Annotated in this window: 18 protein-coding genes and 1 riboswitch; of the genes, 5 read left to right on the forward strand and 13 right to left on the reverse strand. The window is 69.7% G+C overall.

From position 1 onward, the window contains the following. Window positions 1-32 precede the first annotated feature (32 nt). Window positions 33-743, forward strand: coding sequence for an N-acetylmuramoyl-L-alanine amidase (locus ACFVXE_RS10630; RefSeq protein WP_389670665.1), 711 nt, complete (start codon window positions 33-35; stop codon window positions 741-743). A 5-nt stretch (window positions 744-748) separates the two neighbouring features. Here the strand turns inward: ACFVXE_RS10630 and ACFVXE_RS10635 are convergent, their stop codons facing one another. The 3 genes from ACFVXE_RS10635 to ACFVXE_RS10645 all read right to left on the reverse strand — a co-directional run bounded on the left by ACFVXE_RS10635 (window position 749) and on the right by ACFVXE_RS10645 (window position 2,637). Continuing rightward, window positions 749-1,918 carry a cysteine desulfurase family protein gene (locus tag ACFVXE_RS10635; protein ID WP_389670666.1) on the reverse strand — a complete coding sequence of 390 codons (1,170 nt, stop codon included), beginning with the start codon at window positions 1,916-1,918 and terminating at the stop codon, window positions 749-751. Window positions 1,919-2,063: 145 nt separating this feature from the next. After that, window positions 2,064-2,387, reverse strand: a complete 324-nt coding sequence (locus ACFVXE_RS10640; RefSeq protein ID WP_389670667.1) for a DUF4190 domain-containing protein — start codon at window positions 2,385-2,387, stop codon at window positions 2,064-2,066. 88 nt (window positions 2,388-2,475) lie between these two features. Beyond that, on the reverse strand, window positions 2,476-2,637 hold the full coding sequence (locus tag ACFVXE_RS10645) for a hypothetical protein (protein WP_389670668.1): 162 nt from the start codon (window positions 2,635-2,637) through the stop codon (window positions 2,476-2,478). 129 nt (window positions 2,638-2,766) lie between these two features. On the opposite strand from ACFVXE_RS10645, the gene ACFVXE_RS10650 reads away from it, so the two are divergent. Next, window positions 2,767-3,435, forward strand: a complete 669-nt coding sequence (locus tag ACFVXE_RS10650; protein ID WP_389670669.1) for a TetR family transcriptional regulator — start codon at window positions 2,767-2,769, stop codon at window positions 3,433-3,435. Window positions 3,436-3,613: 178 nt separating this feature from the next. Here the strand turns inward: ACFVXE_RS10650 and ACFVXE_RS10655 are convergent, their stop codons facing one another. The 10 genes from ACFVXE_RS10655 to ACFVXE_RS10700 all read right to left on the reverse strand — a co-directional run bounded on the left by ACFVXE_RS10655 (window position 3,614) and on the right by ACFVXE_RS10700 (window position 14,461). Continuing rightward, window positions 3,614-4,459, reverse strand: coding sequence for a thioesterase family protein (locus ACFVXE_RS10655; RefSeq protein WP_389670670.1), 846 nt, complete (start codon window positions 4,457-4,459; stop codon window positions 3,614-3,616). 71 nt (window positions 4,460-4,530) lie between these two features. Continuing rightward, window positions 4,531-5,202 carry a trimeric intracellular cation channel family protein gene (locus ACFVXE_RS10660; protein WP_389670671.1) on the reverse strand — a complete coding sequence of 224 codons (672 nt, stop codon included), beginning with the start codon at window positions 5,200-5,202 and terminating at the stop codon, window positions 4,531-4,533. An 18-nt stretch (window positions 5,203-5,220) separates the two neighbouring features. Continuing rightward, the gene (locus ACFVXE_RS10665) at window positions 5,221-6,456 is read right to left on the reverse strand and encodes an ABC transporter ATP-binding protein (RefSeq protein WP_389670672.1); all 1,236 of its coding nucleotides are present in this window, start codon (window positions 6,454-6,456) and stop codon (window positions 5,221-5,223) included. A 14-nt stretch (window positions 6,457-6,470) separates the two neighbouring features. Continuing rightward, window positions 6,471-7,571 carry an ABC transporter ATP-binding protein gene (locus ACFVXE_RS10670; protein WP_389670673.1) on the reverse strand — a complete coding sequence of 367 codons (1,101 nt, stop codon included), beginning with the start codon at window positions 7,569-7,571 and terminating at the stop codon, window positions 6,471-6,473. Continuing rightward, on the reverse strand, window positions 7,568-8,566 hold the full coding sequence (locus ACFVXE_RS10675; RefSeq protein ID WP_389670674.1) for an ABC transporter permease: 999 nt from the start codon (window positions 8,564-8,566) through the stop codon (window positions 7,568-7,570). Before ACFVXE_RS10675 ends, ACFVXE_RS10670 begins: the two co-directional genes overlap by 4 nt. Before the next feature lie 116 nt (window positions 8,567-8,682). Further along, a complete protein-coding gene (locus ACFVXE_RS10680) occupies window positions 8,683-10,470 on the reverse strand; it encodes an ABC transporter substrate-binding protein (RefSeq protein WP_389670675.1) in 1,788 nt (595 codons plus the stop codon). A 58-nt stretch (window positions 10,471-10,528) separates the two neighbouring features. Continuing rightward, window positions 10,529-11,527 (reverse strand): ABC transporter permease, encoded by a 999-nt coding sequence (locus tag ACFVXE_RS10685; protein WP_389670676.1) that lies wholly within the window; start codon window positions 11,525-11,527, stop codon window positions 10,529-10,531. 421 nt (window positions 11,528-11,948) lie between these two features. Further along, the gene (locus ACFVXE_RS10690; RefSeq protein ID WP_389670677.1) at window positions 11,949-12,743 is read right to left on the reverse strand and encodes an enhanced serine sensitivity protein SseB C-terminal domain-containing protein; all 795 of its coding nucleotides are present in this window, start codon (window positions 12,741-12,743) and stop codon (window positions 11,949-11,951) included. Window positions 12,744-12,931: 188 nt separating this feature from the next. After that, window positions 12,932-13,702: an enhanced serine sensitivity protein SseB gene (locus ACFVXE_RS10695; protein ID WP_389670678.1), complete on the reverse strand. Its 771-nt coding sequence runs from the start codon at window positions 13,700-13,702 to the stop codon at window positions 12,932-12,934. A gap of 84 nt (window positions 13,703-13,786) precedes the next feature. Next, window positions 13,787-14,461, reverse strand: coding sequence for an AAA family ATPase (locus ACFVXE_RS10700; RefSeq protein WP_389670679.1), 675 nt, complete (start codon window positions 14,459-14,461; stop codon window positions 13,787-13,789). 158 nt (window positions 14,462-14,619) lie between these two features. Beyond that, window positions 14,620-14,717: riboswitch (glycine riboswitch) on the forward strand. A gap of 141 nt (window positions 14,718-14,858) precedes the next feature. Between ACFVXE_RS10700 and gcvT the strand changes: the two genes are divergently transcribed. From gcvT to glyA, 3 genes are all read left to right on the forward strand, one after another. Continuing rightward, entirely contained in the window at window positions 14,859-15,974 is a 1,116-nt protein-coding gene (gcvT, locus tag ACFVXE_RS10705; protein WP_389670680.1) for a glycine cleavage system aminomethyltransferase GcvT, read from the forward strand. Window positions 15,975-16,043: 69 nt separating this feature from the next. Beyond that, window positions 16,044-16,421, forward strand: coding sequence for a glycine cleavage system protein GcvH (gene gcvH / locus ACFVXE_RS10710; RefSeq protein WP_389670681.1), 378 nt, complete (start codon window positions 16,044-16,046; stop codon window positions 16,419-16,421). A 20-nt stretch (window positions 16,422-16,441) separates the two neighbouring features. Further along, the gene (glyA, locus tag ACFVXE_RS10715; RefSeq protein WP_389670682.1) at window positions 16,442-17,701 is read left to right on the forward strand and encodes a serine hydroxymethyltransferase; all 1,260 of its coding nucleotides are present in this window, start codon (window positions 16,442-16,444) and stop codon (window positions 17,699-17,701) included. The last annotated feature ends 124 nt before the right edge of the window (window positions 17,702-17,825 follow it).

The raw sequence follows: 17,825 nt of genomic DNA on the forward strand, positions 1-17,825 counted from the left end.
CCGAACGCTCACGGATATGCGTTGTCGACCACATGGGGACCAAGGGGACGGCGGGCGCCGGACGCTCCGCGGGGGACGGTTCCGGGCACGGCATCAGCCGGCGCGGGCTGCTGATCGGGGCCGCCGTCACGGCTGTCGGCACGGCGGCGCTGGCGCGGCAGAAGCTGGAGCACGCCTGGTGGCGGCTGCCCGGGGTGGACAAGGCCCGGAAACCGGGTGAGCTGGATTACGCGGGGGCGGAGTGGATAGCGGCGTCCCCGGCGAACTGGCGGCGGGCGGACCGCCCCGCCGACTACGACATCGACCGGATCGTCGTCCATGTCACCCAGGGCAGTTACCGGGGCGCGGTCAGGGTCTTCCAGGACCCTGGTCACGCGGCGGCGGCGCACTACGTGGTGCGCAAGGACGGCCATGTGGCGCAGATGATCCGTGAGCTGGATGTGGCGTTCCACGCCGGGAACAGGTCGTACAACGAACGCAGCGTCGGCATCGAGCACGAGGGGTTCGTGGACCGTCCGCAGGACTTCACGGCCGCGATGTACGCCTCGTCGGCGCGGCTGACGGCGACGATATGCGCGCGGTACGGCATCGCGGTGGACCGTGAGCACATCATCGGGCATGTGGAGGTGCCGGGCACGGACCATACCGATCCCGGCCCGCACTGGGACTGGGACCGGTACATGAAGCTGGTACGGGCGGCGGCTTCCGGCCCGTCCCCCTCACCGCGCACCGGTCGGGCCTGAGCTCCTCAGCTGAGCCCTGCCGTCCGCGCCCGTTCCACCGCCGGGCCGATCGCCCGTGCCACGTCGTCGACGTCCTGCTTCGTCGACGTGTGGCCGAGCGAGAACCGCAGTGTGCCGCGGGCGAGGTCCGGATCGGTGCCGGTGGCCAGCAGCACATGGCTGGGCTGGGCGATGCCCGCCGTGCAGGCGGAGCCGGTGGAGCACTCGATGCCCTGGGCGTCCAGCAGCAGCAGGAGGGAGTCGCCCTCGCAGCCGGGGAAGGTGAAGTGGGCGTTGGCCGGGAGCCGGCCGCCGGGGGCCGGGTCACCACCGAGGATGGCGTCGGGGACGGCGGCCAGCACCGCGGCGACCAGCTCGTCGCGGAGTGCGCCGACCTCCCGGGCGAATTGCTCGCGCCTGTCGGCGGCGAGCCGCCCCGCCACCGCGAAGGCGGCGACAGCGGGCACGTCGAGGGTCCCGGAGCGCACGTGCCGCTCCTGGCCGCCGCCGTGCAGCACGGGTACGGGGCTGTACGCACGTCCGAGCAGCAGCGCGCCGATGCCGAACGGGCCGCCGATCTTGTGTGCGCTGACGGTCATCGCGGCCAGTCCCGAGCGGCTGAAGTCGACTTCCAGCTGACCGAACGCCTGCACCGCGTCGGCATGCATCGGGATGTCGAACTCGTTCGCCACCGCGGCCAGTTCACGCACCGGCATGACGGTCCCGATCTCGTTGTTGGCCCACATCACGGTGACCAGCGCGACATCGTCGGGGTTGCGCAGGATCGCCTCGCGCAGCGCGTCCGGGTGGACGCGCCCGTAGGCGTCGACGGGAAGGTATTCGACGGTCGCGCCCTCGTGCTCGGCGAGCCAGTCGACGGCGTCCAGCACCGCATGGTGCTCGACGGGGCCGGCGAGTACGCGGGTACGGGCGGGATCGGCGTCGCGACGGGCCCAGTAGAGGCCCTTCACGGCGAGGTTGTCGGCCTCGGTGCCGCCGGAGGTGAAGACCACCTCGCTGGGGCGCGCGCCGAGGGCGTCGGCGAGGGTCTCTCTCGACTCCTCGACGGTACGGCGGGCCCGGCGCCCGGCGGCGTGCAGTGAGGACGCGTTGCCGGTGACGGCGAGCTGCGCGGTCATCGCCGCGATCGCCTCCGGGAGCATCGGGGTGGTCGCGGCGTGGTCGAGGTAAGCCATGGTGGGCTCGATTCTACGAGCCTGCGGCGGGGCGTATGCCGGGCGCATCGCGGTCAGGTACCCGCGCACGGATGACGGCGGCCGTACCGGCTGCCCCGGCCCGGAGCCCGATCCGGCCGGGAGCGGCGTCGCGCAACGCCGTGGGTCAGCCGCCGAAGCCCCAGGAGACGGTGCCGTTACCGGCGACCAGGAAGGCCAGTACGACGAGGTCGGCGACACCGAGGGCGAGTCCGAGGAGGGCGCGGCCGCGGCGGGCGGTGGAGCGTGCGAGGGCGATGACCGCCATCACGATGGCGACCGGGCCGAGCAGGATGTTCATCACAAGGAGGCCGACGAGTCCGAGCACGAAGGAGGCGACGGCCAGGCCGTCGGCGTCGCGGGTGCTCCTCCCGCGGCTCGCGGGGGATGTGTCGTCCTCCCGGGTCCCGGTGTCGGCGTGGGTGCGGCGGGCGAATGCGGTGAGCGTCATGGTGCGGGCTCCTTCGTCTCTGTCGTGGGCTCGAAGTGGCGGGCTCGAACGCGGGGAACGCGAACGCGGGGGTGCGGCACGCGGGGCTTCAGTGGGACCGGCGCTGCGCGCCCAGCCGCTCACGTACCGCGAAGATCAGCAGCCAGCAGCCGATGACGGCGGCGAGGGCGAGGGTCAGCGGGAGCGGGATCTGGACCACCGCTCCGAGGACGACCCCCAGCAGGAGCAGTGCGGCAACGAGGACGATCATGTCCGGCCTTTCTGCGAGCGCTCTCCGTCGCTCTTGACGAGCATTTGAGAGTACGAGTGTTCACTGACTTGTCAGTCTAGACCCGCACGGCGCTTCCCCACTCCAGAGAACAGTTGTTTACTGAATGGCATGAGTCACACCGTCGGCATCCGCCGGACCCAGAAGCTGAAGACCCGCCAGGCACTGCTGGACGCCGCGCTCCAGCTGCTCCAGAACCAGAGCCTGAGCAGCCTGGGACTGCGTGAGGTGACCCGGGCGGTGGGCGTCTCGCCGACCGCCTTCTACCGGCACTTCGAGGACACCGCCGCGCTCGGCGTGGCGCTCGTCGAGGAGACCCTGGACAGCCTGCACGGCATGATCGGCGCGATCCTCGCCGAGACGGGCGACAGCGAGATCCGGCTGGACCGCAGCGTGGAACTGATCATCCGTCACGTCCGTGAACAGCCCGCCCACTTCCGGTTCATCGCCCGCGAACAGCACGGCGGGGTCGGCCCGGTCCGCGAGGCCATAGCGGCCCAGCTCCAGCTGTTCGCCGAGGAGGTCGCCGCGGCGCTCGGCACGGAACCGGAGTCGCGGGGCTGGAGCGACGAGGATCTGCTGATGCTGGGCGGTCTCTACGTCGACCACATGGTGATCACGGCCTCGGCGATGCTGGACGCGGGCCCGGCGGACGAGAGCCGCGTGGCGGGGATCGCCCGGAGGCGGCTGCGGCTGGTCGCCCTCGGCCGCCGCCACTGGCTCGACGGCACGGACGGTCAGGACTGCCGGACCGGTCGGGACCCGGTCGGTCCGGCGTAGGGGTTCCGCCCCGAGGAGGCCGCGGACGGGGGCGGGCCGGATGCCGGCCGGCTGATCGCGAACGGGTGAGGTTCCTCGGGGCGGGTCGGGCGACGTCCGCATCGAGGCCCCGGCGCCCGCATCAGGCGGGCGCGTTCCCGGGGTCGGCGGGGCGGATACCGCACCGCCCGACCCCGGCTCAGACGCGTGGGGCGCGGGCCAGCTGACGGGACTGGGCGACGAGCCGGTCGGCGCTGTCCCAGACGTCCGCGTCCTCCTCCAGGAAGCCGCCCGCCAGGTTGCGGGTGGTGATGGAGACGCGCAGCGGCCCCGGGGCGGGCCGGCGGCGGATGTGGGTGGTGAGCTCGATGGTCGGCGTCCAGCCCTTGAGCCCCAGCTCGAACGCGGTGGGCGGCATGGCGTCGACGGCGAGCAGCATCGAGAGCGGGTCGGCGTCGCGGCCGTCGGCGAGCCCGAGCCAGCCACGCATCTCGCCCTTGCCGGACGGCGCGCCGACGGCCCAGCCGACGGTCGCCGGGTCGAGCTTGATGCTGAGCCGCTCGGTGATCGCGGAACCGCCGGGCAGCGGTGCGGGACCGTCCTCGGCGCCGAAGCACTGCTCGATCGGGGCGATGGCCGGCGGCCGGGCCGACGTGCGGACCTCGTCGGTGAGGGCGTTCAGGTCGCCGTAGGTGGCAAGGACCCGGATGCGCTCGATCTCGGTGCCGTCCTCGGCGTACTGGAAGAGCGACGCCTCGCCGGTGGAGAGGGTCCGGCCGGCCCGGACCACCTGGGTGCGGATCACGGCGGGGCCCGGGACGGACGCGGTGAGGTAGTGCGCGGAGACCGAGAAGGGGTCCGGGTGCGGCAGCGCCTCGCCGAGGGCGCGGCCGAGGATGGCCAGCAGGTAGCCGCCGTTCACGGCGTTGAAGATCGTCCAGCCCGCGGAGAGTTCGGCGTCGTAGACGCCCTCCGCGCGGAGAGTGACAGCGGTGTCGCGGTCGAACTCGCTGTCTCCGATGATTGCCTGAGCTGCCTGTGCCATGGCATGCACCGTACACCGAATGTATTACTGAGCGGTAGCTTTTTCGGTGCGGTGCGATGTCACCGCCCCGGTCAGGTGGCCGCGGAGCCCTCTTCCGCGGTGGCCGAGGAGCGGTTGTAGGCGCGAGGGGCCCGCCAGTGGAACCGCATCGCCAGCAGCCGCAGGACGAAAGCGGTGACCACGGCGGTGCCGCTGGTGACGGCGGTGAGTGTGCCGAACCGGATGCACAGCACGGTCATGACGGCGCCGACCATCGCGGGCACGGCGTACAGATCGCGGTCCCAGCGCAGCAGCGAGGGCGTCTCATTGGCGAGTACGTCACGCAGCACACCGCCGCCGACCGCGGTGGCGAGGCCCAGGGCCGCCGACGCGGTGAGGCCGAGACCGTAGTCGTACGCCTTGACGGTTCCGGCTACGCAGAAGAGCCCGAGGCCCGCCGCGTCGAAGACGTTGACGGCGACCTGGATCCGCTCGACATGCGGATGCAGGAAGAAGACCAGACCCGCGGCGAGCAGCGGGGTGAGGAAGTAGCCGAGATCGGTGAAGGCGGCGGGCGGGACCGCCCCGATGATCACGTCTCGGAACAGCCCCCCGCCCAGCGCTGTCACCTCGGCGAGGACCGCGATGCCGAAGACATCGAAGTTCTTGCGTACGGCGAGCAGTGCGCCGGAGATCGCGAAGACGAAGATTCCGACGATGTCGAGCGCATGCTGGACGGAGGGCGTGAACAGTTCGTTGAGCACCGGGCAATTGTGCCGGTACTACCCCTTCGCGCTGTCCCCCGCATCCCCGGAGTCCGACGAGTCCTCCGGTTCCGCCGTGGCTCCGGCGCCCTCGGGGGTCCCGGCCGGGGCCGCGTCCGGCTCCTTCTTCAGGGCCACGATCTCCACCGCCTCGCGCGCCGTCGCCAGCACGGTGTCACCCGGCAGCTGGTCCGCCGCGTTCTCCGGGTGGTGGCAGGCCACCTGGTGCCCGGTCTTCAGCGCGACCAGCGGCGGCTCCAGCGTCGTGCAGGCCTCCGTCGCCTTCCAGCAGCGGGTGTGGAAGCGGCAGCCGCTCGGCGGCGAGATCGGTGACGGAACGTCGCCCTTGAGCAGGATGCGCTCGCTCTTGACCGACCGGCGCCTCGGGTCCGGGACCGGCACCGCCGACAGCAGCGCCTTGGTGTAGGGGTGCATCGGCGCCTTGTACAGCGACTCGCGGTCGGCCAGCTCGACGATCTTGCCGAGGTACATGACCGCGATCCGGTCCGAGACGTGCCGGACGACCGAGAGGTCGTGGGCGATGATCACGTACGTGAGACCCAACTCGCTCTGGAGGTCGTCGAGCAGATTGACGACCTGCGCCTGGATCGACACGTCGAGCGCCGAGACCGGCTCGTCCGCCACCACCAGCTTCGGATTGAGCGCGAGCGCGCGGGCGATCCCGATGCGCTGGCGCTGGCCGCCGGAGAACTCGTGCGGATAGCGGTTGTAGTGCTCGGGGTTGAGACCGACCACCTCCAGGAGCCGCTGCGCCTCCTTCTTGATCCCGCCCTCGGGCGTGACGCCCTGGAGCTTGAAGGGGGCGCTGACGATCGTGCCGATCGTGTGCCGGGGGTTCAGCGAGGAGTACGGGTCCTGGAAGATCATCTGCATGTCGCGGCGCATCGGGCGCATGCCGCCGACGCCGAGATGCGTGATGTCCTTGCCCGAGAACTCGACCTTCCCGTCGGTGGGTTCCAGGAGCCGCGTGATCAGCCGGCCCATCGTCGACTTGCCGCAGCCGGACTCACCGACGACGCCCAGGGTCTCCCCCGAGTACACCTCGAAGTCGATCCCGTCGACGGCCTTCACCGCGCCGGCCTTGCGCTGCAGCAGCCCCTTCCTGATGGGGAAGTGCTTGCGCAGCCCGGTCACCTTGAGCAGCACCTCGCGGGAGGCGGCGTCCTGGCCCGCGCCGCCACCGCCCGCGGACCTCTGCGCAGGGACGTCCACGCCCTTGTCCTCGCTCGTCACGGCTTTGTCCTCGCTCACAGCTTGGGCGCAATCTCTTCGGTCCAGATACGCTCCCGCTGCTCCTGCGACATGTGGCAGGCCGCCCAGTGCCGGCTGCCGACCTCCTGCAGCTCGGGCCGTACGGTGCGGGTGACGTCGTCCTTGGGTACATCCGCGTACGAGCAACGCGGGTTGAAGGCGCAGCCCGAGGGGATGTTGATCAGCGAGGGCGGGGAGCCCTTGACCGGGATGAGCCGCTCGGTCTGCTCACGGTCAAGACGCGGCATCGAACCGAGCAGACCCCAGGTGTAGGGGTGCCGCGGCTCGTAGAACACCTTCTCGGCCGGTCCGCGCTCCACGCAGCGCCCGCCGTACATCACCAGGATGTCGTCGGCGAGCTCGGCCACGACGCCGAGGTCGTGGGTGATGATGATGACCGCGGAGCCGAACTCCGTCTGCAGGTCCCGGATCAGGTCGAGGATCTGCGCCTGGACGGTGACGTCCAGGGCGGTCGTCGGCTCGTCCGCGATCAGCAGTTCGGGGTTGTTGACCAGCGACATCGCGATCATCGCGCGCTGGCGCATACCGCCCGAGAACTCGTGCGGGTAGCTGTCGACGCGCTTGTCGGGCTGCGGGATGCCGACGCGGTCGAGCATCTCGATCGCGCGCCTGCGGGCCGCCTTCCGGTCGACGTCGTGGTGGACCCGGTACGCCTCCACGATCTGCTTGCCGATCGTGTAGTACGGATGCAGCGCGGACAGCGGGTCCTGGAAGATCATCGCCATGTCGCGGCCGCGCAGCTTGCGTACCTCGTCGGGGTCGCTGGAGAGCAGTTCCGTGCCGTCCAGCCAGATCTCGCCGGAGAGCTGGGCCTTGCGCTTGCCGTACTGGCCGGCGGTGTGCAGCCCCATGATGCCCAGCGAGGTGACGGACTTTCCGGAGCCGGACTCGCCCACGATGCCGAGGGTCTTGCCCTTCTCCAGGGTGAAGCTGAGTCCGTCGACGGACTTGACCAGACCGTCGTCGGTCGGGAAGTGCACCTTCAGGTCGCGTACGTCGAGAAAGGCACGGGGGGAGGGCGACGCGGAGACGGCGGGCTCGCCCACGGCCGCTCCGCTCTTGCTCAGCTCGGTCATGAGAGCCTCACTCGGGGGTCGATCACGGCGTACAGGACGTCCACGACGAGGTTCGCGATGATCACCGCGAGCGAGGTGATCAGGGTGACGCCGAGAATCACCGGGAGATCGCGTTCGCTGATCGCCTTGAGCACCGCCTGGCCGAGGCCGGGGAGGCTGAAGGCGGTCTCGGTGAGGATCGCGCCGCCGATGAGTGCGCCGAGGTCCATGCCGAGCATGGTCAGGATCGGTGTCATCGTCGAGCGCATGGCGTGCTTGCCGATCACGACCGGTTCGCTGAGCCCCTTGGCCCGGGCGGTACGGATGTAGTCCTCGCCCATGATCTCCAGCATGGTGGCGCGGGTGATACGGGCGTACATGGCCGCGTACAGGAAGGCGAGCGTCACCCAGGGCAGCACCATGCCCTGGAACCAGCCGCCGACGCTGTCCCCGAACGGGACGAAGCCGGAGTTGATCCAGCCGAGGCCGTAGTCGAAGACCGCGAGCGAGAGCATGGCGGTGAAGAAGATCGGCAGGGAGACGCCCGAGAGGGCGACCACCATCGCCGAACGGTCCCACAGCGTGCCCCGCTTGAGCGCGGAGAGCACGCCGGCCGCGACACCGAAGAGCAGCCACAGCACGGCCGCGCCGATGGCCAGGGTGAGCGTCACCGGCAGGCGGTCGGTGAGCACCGGCCAGATGGCCTGCTCGCTGCGGAAGGAGTAGCCGAAGCAGGGCGCCGGACACTGCGTGACGTCGCCGCCCGCGGAGTAGGTGCGCCCGACGAAGATGCCCTTGAAGAACTCCATGACCTGGACGTAGATCGGCTCGCCCAGCTGGAGCTTCTGCCGTACGCCTTCGACGGCGGCGGCATCCGACGTCTTGCCCACGTACATCGTGGCCGGGTCGACCCCCGCCCACTTGGGGATGAGGAAGAAGATGCAGAAGACCACCACGACGATGACCACCAGCATTACTGCGACGGCGAGGAGCCGCCTTATGAGGTATGTGAGCACTGCTCTCGGCCCGGCGGCGGCCGCGGGCCACCGGAGGTCGTCCGATGGCCCGCGATCACACCGCTCCGGCCTTCACCTGCCTTTCGTACCGTACGGCGGGTGTGCCGGTGGGGTGGTTACTTCGTGACGCCCAGGCTGATGAAGTCGTACGTACCGCTGTACGCGTCCGTGGTGTAGACGTTGGTCAGCCGCGACGAGCGCCAGTTGATGAACTTCTCGAAGACGAAGGGCAGGTAGTAACCGCCCTCCATCACCTGGTGGTTGATCTCCGTGGCGATCTGGGCCTTCTTGGCGTCGTCCAGCTCGGTCGTGAACTTGTCGAAGTTCGCGTCGATCGCCTTGTCCTTGATCATCGCGAAGTTGTTGTTGCCGCTTTCGAGGATGTACTTGCTGTCCCACAGCGGCGCGCCGTAACCCTGGACCGACGGGAAGTCCGGGCCCCAGCCCATGATGATGATTCCGTAGTTCTTCTTCTTGACCACGGTCGGGTTGCCGATGATGCCCGAGCCCTGCGAACCGTCGTACTGGTCGATGTCGACCTTGATGCCGATCTTGTCCAGGGAGGCCTGGAGCGACTCGGCGGTGGCGACCTCGACCGGCTTGTTGTTACGCACGGCGATGGTGGTCTTGAAGCCGTTCGGCTTGCCGCACGCCTTCAGCTCCTCCTTGGCCTTCGCGGTGTTGGCCGCACCGTCGTTGGCCGCGGTGCCGTACGGGTCGTACTTCTGGCCCTCGGAGCCCGGCACCGACGGGGGCAGCATGTTGGTGCCGATGTCGCCGCCGGCGACCGGGCCGCCACGCGCGGTCTGGAGCGACTTGTGGTCGGCCCCGTAGATCACGGCCTTGCGGCAGTGGATGTTGTCGAACGGCTTCACGATCTGCGGGAAGGACGCGTAACGGACGTAGCCGGAGACCGGGTTGTCCAGGTTGGCCTTGTGCTCCTTGAGGGCCTTGATACGGCCCTGCGGGGAGAGACCCGTCTGGTTGATGTCCAGGTCGAAGTCGCCGGCGATCAGGCGGTTGTCCATGTCGTCCGCGTTGGAGAACAGGTTCAGCGTGATCTTGTCCGGCAGCGGCTTGCGGACCGGGTCGGAGGACTGCTTCCAGTTCTCGTTCCGGACCAGGACGACCGACTTGTTCGGGGAGTACGACTCGAACTTGTACGGGCCCGAGGAGAACGGCTTGAGGCCGTACTTGGACTTGGTGTCCTTGTCCTGCCGGACCGGCGAGGACGAGGTCAGCGCGAGGATCTCCTCGAAGTCGCTGTTCGCGGCGGGCAGATGGAAGACGATCGTCTTCGCGTCCGGCGTGTCGATGGCCTTCAGGCCGAGCTTGTCCTTCGAGGTGTCCTTGTACGGACCCTTGTACTCGCCCTTGGGGTCGAGGATGTCACGCAGGTAGACCGGACCACCGGACAGCACGTCCTGCGCCCACTGGCGCTCGATGCCGTACTTGACGTCCTGGGACGTGATCGGCTTGCCGTCCTCCCACGAGACCCCGTCGCGCAGGGTGTACGTGTAGGTCTTGCCGTCGTCCGTGATCTTGGCGCGCGCGGTGGCGAGGTCGGGAGTGAGCTCCGAACCGGTCTTGCCCGGCTCCGTCTTGCTGGTGACCAGCTGACGGCTGTAGTAGCGCATGAAGTTCCACACGAAGCCGTAGTAACCACGTGTGGTGTCCCACGAGTCGGCGTCCTGCACACCCGCGAACTTGAGCGTGCCGCCCTTCTTCGCGGAGGCGTTGGCGATCTTGTTGTTGGCGGCGTCGAAGCCGGCCGCCGCGACCTTGCCGTTCCCCTTGCCTTCGTCGTCTCCGCCGCCGCACGCCGCCGTGGAGAGCAGCGCCGCGACCACGGCAGCAGCGGCCACGGCCTGCTTGCCCCGCCGAGTGGTCCGTTGGGTAGTCACGATTCGGATCCTCCGTGTGTAGAACGGCCTGTGCGGTGCACAGGCTCCGGGTACGGCTTTAGCGGGAGCCCTTCGGGTCGAGCGCATCGCGTACGCCGTCGCCGAAGAGGTTGAAGGAGAGCACGGTGATGAAGATCGCCAGACCCGGGATGATCATGTACATCGGGTCGGACTCGTAGTAGCTCAGGGCGGACGAGAGCATCTGACCCCAGGAAGCGGAGGGCGGCTTGACGCCGACGCCCAGGAAGCTCAGGGCCGCCTCGGTGAGGATGTTCGTGGGGATCATCATCGTCGCGTACACGATGATGGGCGCGATCAGGTTGGGCAGCAGCTCCTTGAACAGGATGTACAGCCGCCCGGCCCCGAGGCTGCGAGCGGCGTCGACGTACTCCCGCTCGCGCAGGGAGAACGTCTGCCCGCGCACCACGCGGCCGACATAGGGCCACCCGAAGAAGCCGATGACCAGGATCATCACGAAGAGGCGGACCCCGCTGCCGGTCAGGCCGACCATCTCGTTCGGCATCACGGAGACCAGCGCGATGATGAAGAGCAGCTGCGGGAAGGAGAGCAGCATGTCCATCAGACGGCTGATGAGGGCGTCCAGCCAGCCGCCGAAGTAGCCGGCCAGCACACCGAGCACGGTACCCAGGACGATGGCGACGGCGGCGGAGAGGAAGCCGACCAGGAGCGAGACCCGGGCCCCGTAGACGATGCGGGCGAAGATGTCGCGGCCGCTGACCGGTTCGACACCGAAGAGGTGCTCGGAGCCCATGCCGCCGAACGAGCCGGTGGGCGTGGAGAAGAGAGGGTCGATCAGCTCTTCGTGGTGCACGTCGGGCGACTGTCCGACCAGATGGGTGATCAGCGGGGCGAGCAGGGCGACGAGCACCAGAGCAAGCACCACGACGCCCCCGGCGAGGGCCAGCTTGTCACGCTTCAGGCGCTCCCAGGCGATACGGCCCAGGGAGCGGCCCTGCACCGCCTTCCCCGGGACACCGGCCTCGAATCCCGCGGTCGGGGCCGCCTCCGCGGTCGGCTCGTGCAATGGTGCCGTCATCGTGGCAGGGACCCCTCTCAACCGGCGGTGGCCGGTACGCACTTACCGCTGTAGCGGCATGATCAGTCCATATCCGTTCAGGGACCGGAGCATCCCTGTTGCGGGAGTCTTCATCGGCGCCTTGATCTGTAGCCAGACTTGACGGTGAATGGATGCCTAACCGTGATGATGACGGACTGATCCGTTATCCGGACGCAGGTGAACAACCGTCGGACACAAGGAAGTTGAGTTCGAATAGGGCATGTAAGCCCTCAAAGCCGCTTTATGTCCGTCGGCCACCAGGAGGGGACATGTGCACCACCAGGTCCCATGTGCCGCACAAGCCGCGCGGACCACAGCCGGTCGTGAGCACACCGGGACGGACGGCGCCGGGTCCACCGTCGGCATCGGGGCAGCCGGCCGCTCTCCCGCCGGGCGTTCCTCAGTACGCGCGAGGGGCCTGCGGGTAGCCGTAACCGGGCGCGGCCTGCGAGGGGCCCGCCGGAGCCGCGTGTGCCTCACGGTCGTAGAACGGCCGGGCGTTGGCCCGGAGCCACATCGCGACCGGGTCGTACTCGTCGGACATCGCGACGGTGGAGACGGGCAGCCCGTCCGGGACCGCGCCGATCGACTGCTGCATCATCGCGCGCACCGCGTCGACGGAGGTCTGGCTCGTGTCGTAGAGATCGAGACCGATGGCGAGGTACGGGACCCCGAGCGCGGGCTGCACCCAGGCGCGGCGCAGCGAGCGGATCGCCGGGGTGTGGTGGGCGTTCTGCGAGAGCAGGGCGTAGAACTGCGGGATCTCGATGGCCGGCTCGGTGAGCCGGAGCGGCCCTGCGGGCATCCGGTCGAGGCCGGTGGCGATCCGGCGCAGATCCAGCCACGGGATGCCGACGCCGCCGCCCGGGGCGTGCGGGTTGAGCCAGATGCCCCAGCGGTCCGGGAAGAGGGCGCGGGCGATGTCGACTCCGGTGACCTCTTCATGGGACCGGTTCCAGCCGCTGGCGGAGAGTTCCTGGGCGGAGGTCACACAGGGGGCGTAGCCGAGCCCGTCGATCTCCATGTTCCCGTACTGGGCGTCGGGCGAGCCCGCCCGGCCGTGCCAGAGCAGCATCCAGATCCGGCCGCCCGCGAGCGCCTGCAGGAGTGCTTCGTACGCGTCGTAGCGCCCGGGCGTGACTTGTCGCAGCATGTGCTCGATCTGCCCGGCCGCCGCGGTGCCTGACGCACTCACCCTGGGTCCCGCCCCTCTTCGATCCACTGTGTCGGCCTGCCGCTCCCGGGGCACACGGGTGCGGCCGGACGGCCGAGCCACTGGCCATCAAACCAGCTTATGCGGCGCCCCTGACACCGACTTGACGCCACGGACCGGCGGTGTCGCTCCCCGGACGCCCGCAACCGGGCGCGTGCCCGGACACTCCGCTACTCCCCCGCGCGCTGGTAGAACGGCCGGATCCTGGCCCGCATCCAGTCGGCGACCGGGTCCTGTGCCACGTCGAGCAGGACCAGATTGACCGGCCAGGGCACCGCGACACGGCCCAGCGCACGGCCCAGGGCGTCCATCGGGGCGTTGCGTCCGGCACCGTCCCAGGTGGAGAACTCGATACCTATGAAGAGGACGGGCTCCTCGCCCTCGATGCTGGCCAGCGACCGCCGGGCGGTGCGCACGACGCCGCTCTCCTCGAATTCACCGGCCGCGGCCGCGAGGAAGTCGACGGGCTCCTCCTGCCAGTCCGGCTCGTACAGCCGGACCCGGCCGCCGGAGGCAGGACCGTCGAGCGAGGTACGTCCGGCGCGGCAGAGCTCGGCGACGGCGGGCGGCGGCAGTGGCATCCCTACGGCGCCGCCGGGGTTGACCGCGATGCCGAGCTGCGGCGGCAGCCCTCGGGCGAATTCGACGGAGGGCGCCACCGCGAAGGACATATGGGTGCCGACGCACTGCAGGAACTGCTGCTCGGAACTGTAGACGGGGACGTACGCGGCGCCCTCGATCTCCACCGTCGGCAGATCGAGCGACGGCGCATCGGGACCGCCGCCGCTGGGCAGCGGTACCCACAGGTGGCTACGGCCGAGCACCTCGACGAGCCGGCCGCCCGCCTCCGGGCTGCCGAGCGAGGCGGCCAGCACTTCTTCGAGCTCGTTGGCCGGCCATCCGCCCTGCGGATGGGTATGGACCGGTGCCGGAATGTCCACTGCGCTGCTTCCCCTTCTCACCCCACGGCTTGCCGCAGAACAGTAACTCCGGCGGGCCCCTCCGCGCTGACGCCGGCCGGGACGCTATGTCTCGGCGAACGTGATCCGGGTCAGCATCGCGGCCGCCTCCCGGTCCAGCAGCACCGCCGAGGAGCAGCCGAGCGGCAGGGCGCCGGCCTCGGTGTCGCGCAGCAGCCGCCCGACGGCTCCGCGGTGCCGGGCGAAGGCGTACCCGGAGACTCCGCGTCCGCGCTCGCGCTGGCCCTCCTTCGCCACCTCGGGTGAGACGTCGAGAAGCACCAGATGAAGGACGCGGCCGTGCCGGCGGGCGTCCCGGGCCAGCCAGCCCCGTACCCATGACTGGGTGCCGCAGTCGTGGACGACCACGGACTCGCCGGACCGCAGTGCCCTCCACAGGCCCCAGTAGTGGGCGGCCCGGACCAGTGGACGGTAGACGGCGTACGGGAGTAAGCGGGGCATCCGCCGCGCCCAGCGGTCCCGGGCGTCCTGGGAATCGATGGACCGTACCGTCACCACCCGCCGGATCAGCGTCGACTTGCCGCTGCCGGGCAGACCGGAGACCACGACCACGTCCCCCGTCGCGAAATGCAGCGCGCGCGGGCTGCGCCCGGCCCGTTCGCGCAGATCCCGTACGACGGGTGCGTGCGTACCCAGCAATTCCCGGGCGGGTGCGCCCGCCTGCGCGGGCATCGCGCCGTGCGCGAGCCCCGCGGTCGTCGCGTACCGCTGCAACCTCATCGCCCTCCCCCTGTCGGTCACCCACATCTGCCCAAGAAGTGTAAAGAAAAGGTAATGCGAGACAACCGTTCCGGCGGTCCGTTCACCCGTGGGGTACCGACGCCCCACTCTTCCGCAACGCGTGCGATGATGACCCCGCCAACTGCATAAAGGCCGCTTGAATCCGCGCGGGAGAGTTCCGGTCACCTAGAGTGCCGGGCGCCGAAGGAGCAAGATCCTCCCTTGAATCTCTCAGGCCCCGTACCGCGCGGACGAGGCAGATCTGAAAAGCGAGTCGCCCGGCGACTCCACCCAAGGTGCAAGCCGAACCCTTCAGGGGTCTCTCGGCGAACCTCTCAGGTTCCGATGACAGATGGGGAGGGACTTTCCGCGTCGTCATGCCCTGGGAGCCACACCGATGAGCAATGCCCCCCGTCTCACCGCCCTCGATGCCCTGCATCGCTCGCTGGGCGCGACCATGACCGACTTCGCCGGCTGGGACATGCCGCTGCGGTACGCCAGTGAGCGCGACGAGCACAACGCGGTCCGCACGAAGGCCGGTCTCTTCGACCTGTCGCACATGGGCGAGATCACCGTCACCGGTCCGCAGGCGGCGGAGCTCCTGAACTTCGCGCTGGTCGGCAACATCGGGACCGTCGCCACCGGACGCGCCCGCTACACCATGATCTGCGCCGAGGACGGCGGGATCCTCGACGACCTGATCGTCTACCGGCTCGCCGACACCGAGTACATGGTCGTCGCCAACGCCGGGAACGCCCAGATCGTGCTGGACGCGCTGACCGCCCGCGCCGACGGGTTCGACGCCGAGGTGCGCGACGACCGCGACGCCTACGCACTGCTCGCCGTCCAGGGTCCCGAGTCCCCCGCCATCCTGGCCTCGGTCACCGACGCCGACCTGGACGGCCTCAAGTACTACGCGGGCCTGCCCGGCACCGTCGCGGGTGTTCCCGCACTGATCGCGCGGACCGGCTACACCGGCGAGGACGGCTTCGAGCTGTTCGTCGCCCCCGGGCACGCCGAGCAGCTCTGGCAGGCGCTCACCGAGGCCGGCGCCTCCCGTGGCCTGATCCCGTGCGGTCTCTCCTGCCGCGACACGCTGCGCCTGGAGGCGGGCATGCCGCTGTACGGGCACGAGCTCACCACCGCGCTGACCCCGTTCGACGCTGGTCTGGGGCGGGTCGTGAAGTTCGAGAAGGAGGGCGACTTCGTCGGCCGCAAGGCGCTGGAGGCCGCCGCCGAGCGCGCCGAGACCGCCCCGCCGCGGAAGCTGGTCGGCCTGATCGCCGAGGGCCGCCGGGTGCCGCGCGCCGGGTTCTCCGTGGTGGCCGACGGCCAGGTCATCGGCGAGGTCACCTCCGGCGCGCCGTCCCCGACACTCGGCCGGCCGATCGCCATGGCGTACGTGGACGCCGCGCACGCCGCGCCCGGCACCGCAGGCGTAGGCGTGGACATCCGGGGCACTCACGAGCCGTACGAGGTCGTGGCCCTGCCGTTCTACAAGCGCCAGAAGTGACGCAGTCGCGTCTCACACCGTAAGACCACCGTTCATCAGCACTCCCCCGCGTACAGGAGAATTCAGGTCATGAGCAACCCCCAGCAGCTGCGTTACAGCAAGGAGCACGAGTGGCTGTCGGCCCTCGAGGACGGTGTGGCCACGGTCGGCATCACCGAATTCGCGGCCAACGCGCTCGGTGACGTCGTCTACGCCCAGCTCCCGGAGGTCGGTGACACGGTGACCGCGGGCGAGACCTGCGGCGAGCTGGAGTCGACCAAGTCCGTCAGCGACCTGTACTCGCCGGTGACCGGTGAGGTCACCGCCGCCAACCAGGACGTCGTGGACGACCCGTCGCTGGTGAACTCCGCTCCCTTCGAGGGCGGCTGGCTGTTCAAGGTGCGCGTCGCGGAGGAGCCGAAGGACCTGCTCTCCGCGGACGAGTACTCCGAGTTCTCCGGCAACTAAAGACCCCAAGGGACCACCTGATGTCGCTTCTCAACTCCTCCCTCCACGAGCTGGACCCGGACGTCGCCGCCGCTGTCGACGCCGAGCTCCACCGTCAGCAGTCCACCCTCGAAATGATCGCCTCGGAGAACTTCGCTCCGGTCGCGGTCATGGAGGCCCAGGGCTCCGTCCTCACCAACAAGTACGCCGAGGGCTACCCGGGCCGCCGCTACTACGGCGGCTGCGAGCACGTCGACGTGGTCGAGCAGATCGCCATCGACCGGATCAAGGCGCTCTTCGGCGCCGAGGCCGCGAACGTGCAGCCCCACTCGGGCGCGCAGGCCAACGCCGCCGCGATGTTCGCGCTGCTGAAGCCGGGCGACACGATCATGGGTCTGAGCCTGGCCCACGGCGGTCACCTGACCCACGGCATGAAGATCAACTTCTCCGGCAAGCTCTACAACGTGGTCCCGTACCACGTCGACGAGACCGGCGTCGTGGACATGGCCGAGGTCGAGCGCCTCGCCAAGGAGTCCAAGCCGCAGCTGATCGTCGCCGGCTGGTCCGCGTACCCCCGTCAGCTGGACTTCGCCGCCTTCCGCCGCATCGCGGACGAGGTCGGCGCGTACCTGATGGTCGACATGGCGCACTTCGCGGGCCTGGTGGCCGCGGGTCTGCACCCCAACCCGGTGCCGCACGCCCACGTCGTCACGACCACCACGCACAAGACCCTCGGCGGTCCGCGCGGCGGCGTCATCCTGTCGACGCAGGAGCTCGCCAAGAAGATCAACTCTGCCGTCTTCCCCGGCCAGCAGGGTGGTCCGCTGGAGCACGTGATCGCGGCCAAGGCGGTCTCGTTCAAGGTGGCGGCGACCGAGGAGTTCAAGGAGCGCCAGCAGCGCACCCTGGACGGTGCCCGCATCCTCGCCGAGCGTCTGGTGCAGCCCGACGTCACCGAGGTCGGCGTCTCCGTCCTCTCCGGCGGTACGGACGTCCACCTGGTCCTCGTCGACCTGCGCAACTCGGAGCTCGACGGCCAGCAGGCCGAGGACCGCCTCCACGAGCTGGGCATCACGGTCAACCGGAACGCCATCCCGAACGACCCGCGGCCGCCGATGGTCACCTCGGGTCTGCGGATCGGTACGCCGGCCCTGGCCACCCGCGGCTTCCAGGCCGAGGACTTCACCGAGGTCGCGGAGATCATCGCGTCCGCGCTGAAGCCGTCCTACGACGCGGACAGCCTCAAGGCACGCGTCGTCGCGCTGGCCGAGAAGTTCCCGCTGTACCCCGGCCTGAAGTAGTCCGGACCAGCAGATTTGCACATGGGGGCGGGGCACCGCGCACACTGTTCAGTGAGCGCGGTGCCCCATCCCTTGTCCCGCTGTTCTTCGGACCGACCGGTCCGAACCGCACCACCCGGCAGAC

The sequence above is a fragment of the Streptomyces sp. NPDC058231 genome, from assembly GCF_042882275.1.
Lineage (GTDB): Bacteria > Actinomycetota > Actinomycetes > Streptomycetales > Streptomycetaceae > Streptomyces.

What these genes read in the sequence shown, in the direction of transcription:
- ACFVXE_RS10645 (WP_389670668.1), bottom strand. Translation starts at nt 2,637, where the DNA reads ATGATCGTCCTCGTTGCCGCACTGCTCCTGCTGGGGGTCGTCCTCGGA.
- ACFVXE_RS10700 (WP_389670679.1), bottom strand. Translation starts at nt 14,461, where the DNA reads ATGAGGTTGCAGCGGTACGCGACGACCGCGGGGCTCGCGCACGGCGCG.
- ACFVXE_RS10685 (WP_389670676.1), bottom strand. Translation starts at nt 11,527, where the DNA reads ATGACGGCACCATTGCACGAGCCGACCGCGGAGGCGGCCCCGACCGCG.
- ACFVXE_RS10670 (WP_389670673.1), bottom strand. Translation starts at nt 7,571, where the DNA reads ATGACCGAGCTGAGCAAGAGCGGAGCGGCCGTGGGCGAGCCCGCCGTC.
- ACFVXE_RS10635 (WP_389670666.1), bottom strand. Translation starts at nt 1,918, where the DNA reads ATGGCTTACCTCGACCACGCCGCGACCACCCCGATGCTCCCGGAGGCG.
- ACFVXE_RS10630 (WP_389670665.1), top strand. Translation starts at nt 33, where the DNA reads ATGGGGACCAAGGGGACGGCGGGCGCCGGACGCTCCGCGGGGGACGGT.
- ACFVXE_RS10650 (WP_389670669.1), top strand. Translation starts at nt 2,767, where the DNA reads ATGAGTCACACCGTCGGCATCCGCCGGACCCAGAAGCTGAAGACCCGC.
- gcvH (WP_389670681.1), top strand. Translation starts at nt 16,044, where the DNA reads ATGAGCAACCCCCAGCAGCTGCGTTACAGCAAGGAGCACGAGTGGCTG.
- ACFVXE_RS10640 (WP_389670667.1), bottom strand. Translation starts at nt 2,387, where the DNA reads ATGACGCTCACCGCATTCGCCCGCCGCACCCACGCCGACACCGGGACC.
- glyA (WP_389670682.1), top strand. Translation starts at nt 16,442, where the DNA reads ATGTCGCTTCTCAACTCCTCCCTCCACGAGCTGGACCCGGACGTCGCC.
- ACFVXE_RS10655 (WP_389670670.1), bottom strand. Translation starts at nt 4,459, where the DNA reads ATGGCACAGGCAGCTCAGGCAATCATCGGAGACAGCGAGTTCGACCGC.
- gcvT (WP_389670680.1), top strand. Translation starts at nt 14,859, where the DNA reads ATGAGCAATGCCCCCCGTCTCACCGCCCTCGATGCCCTGCATCGCTCG.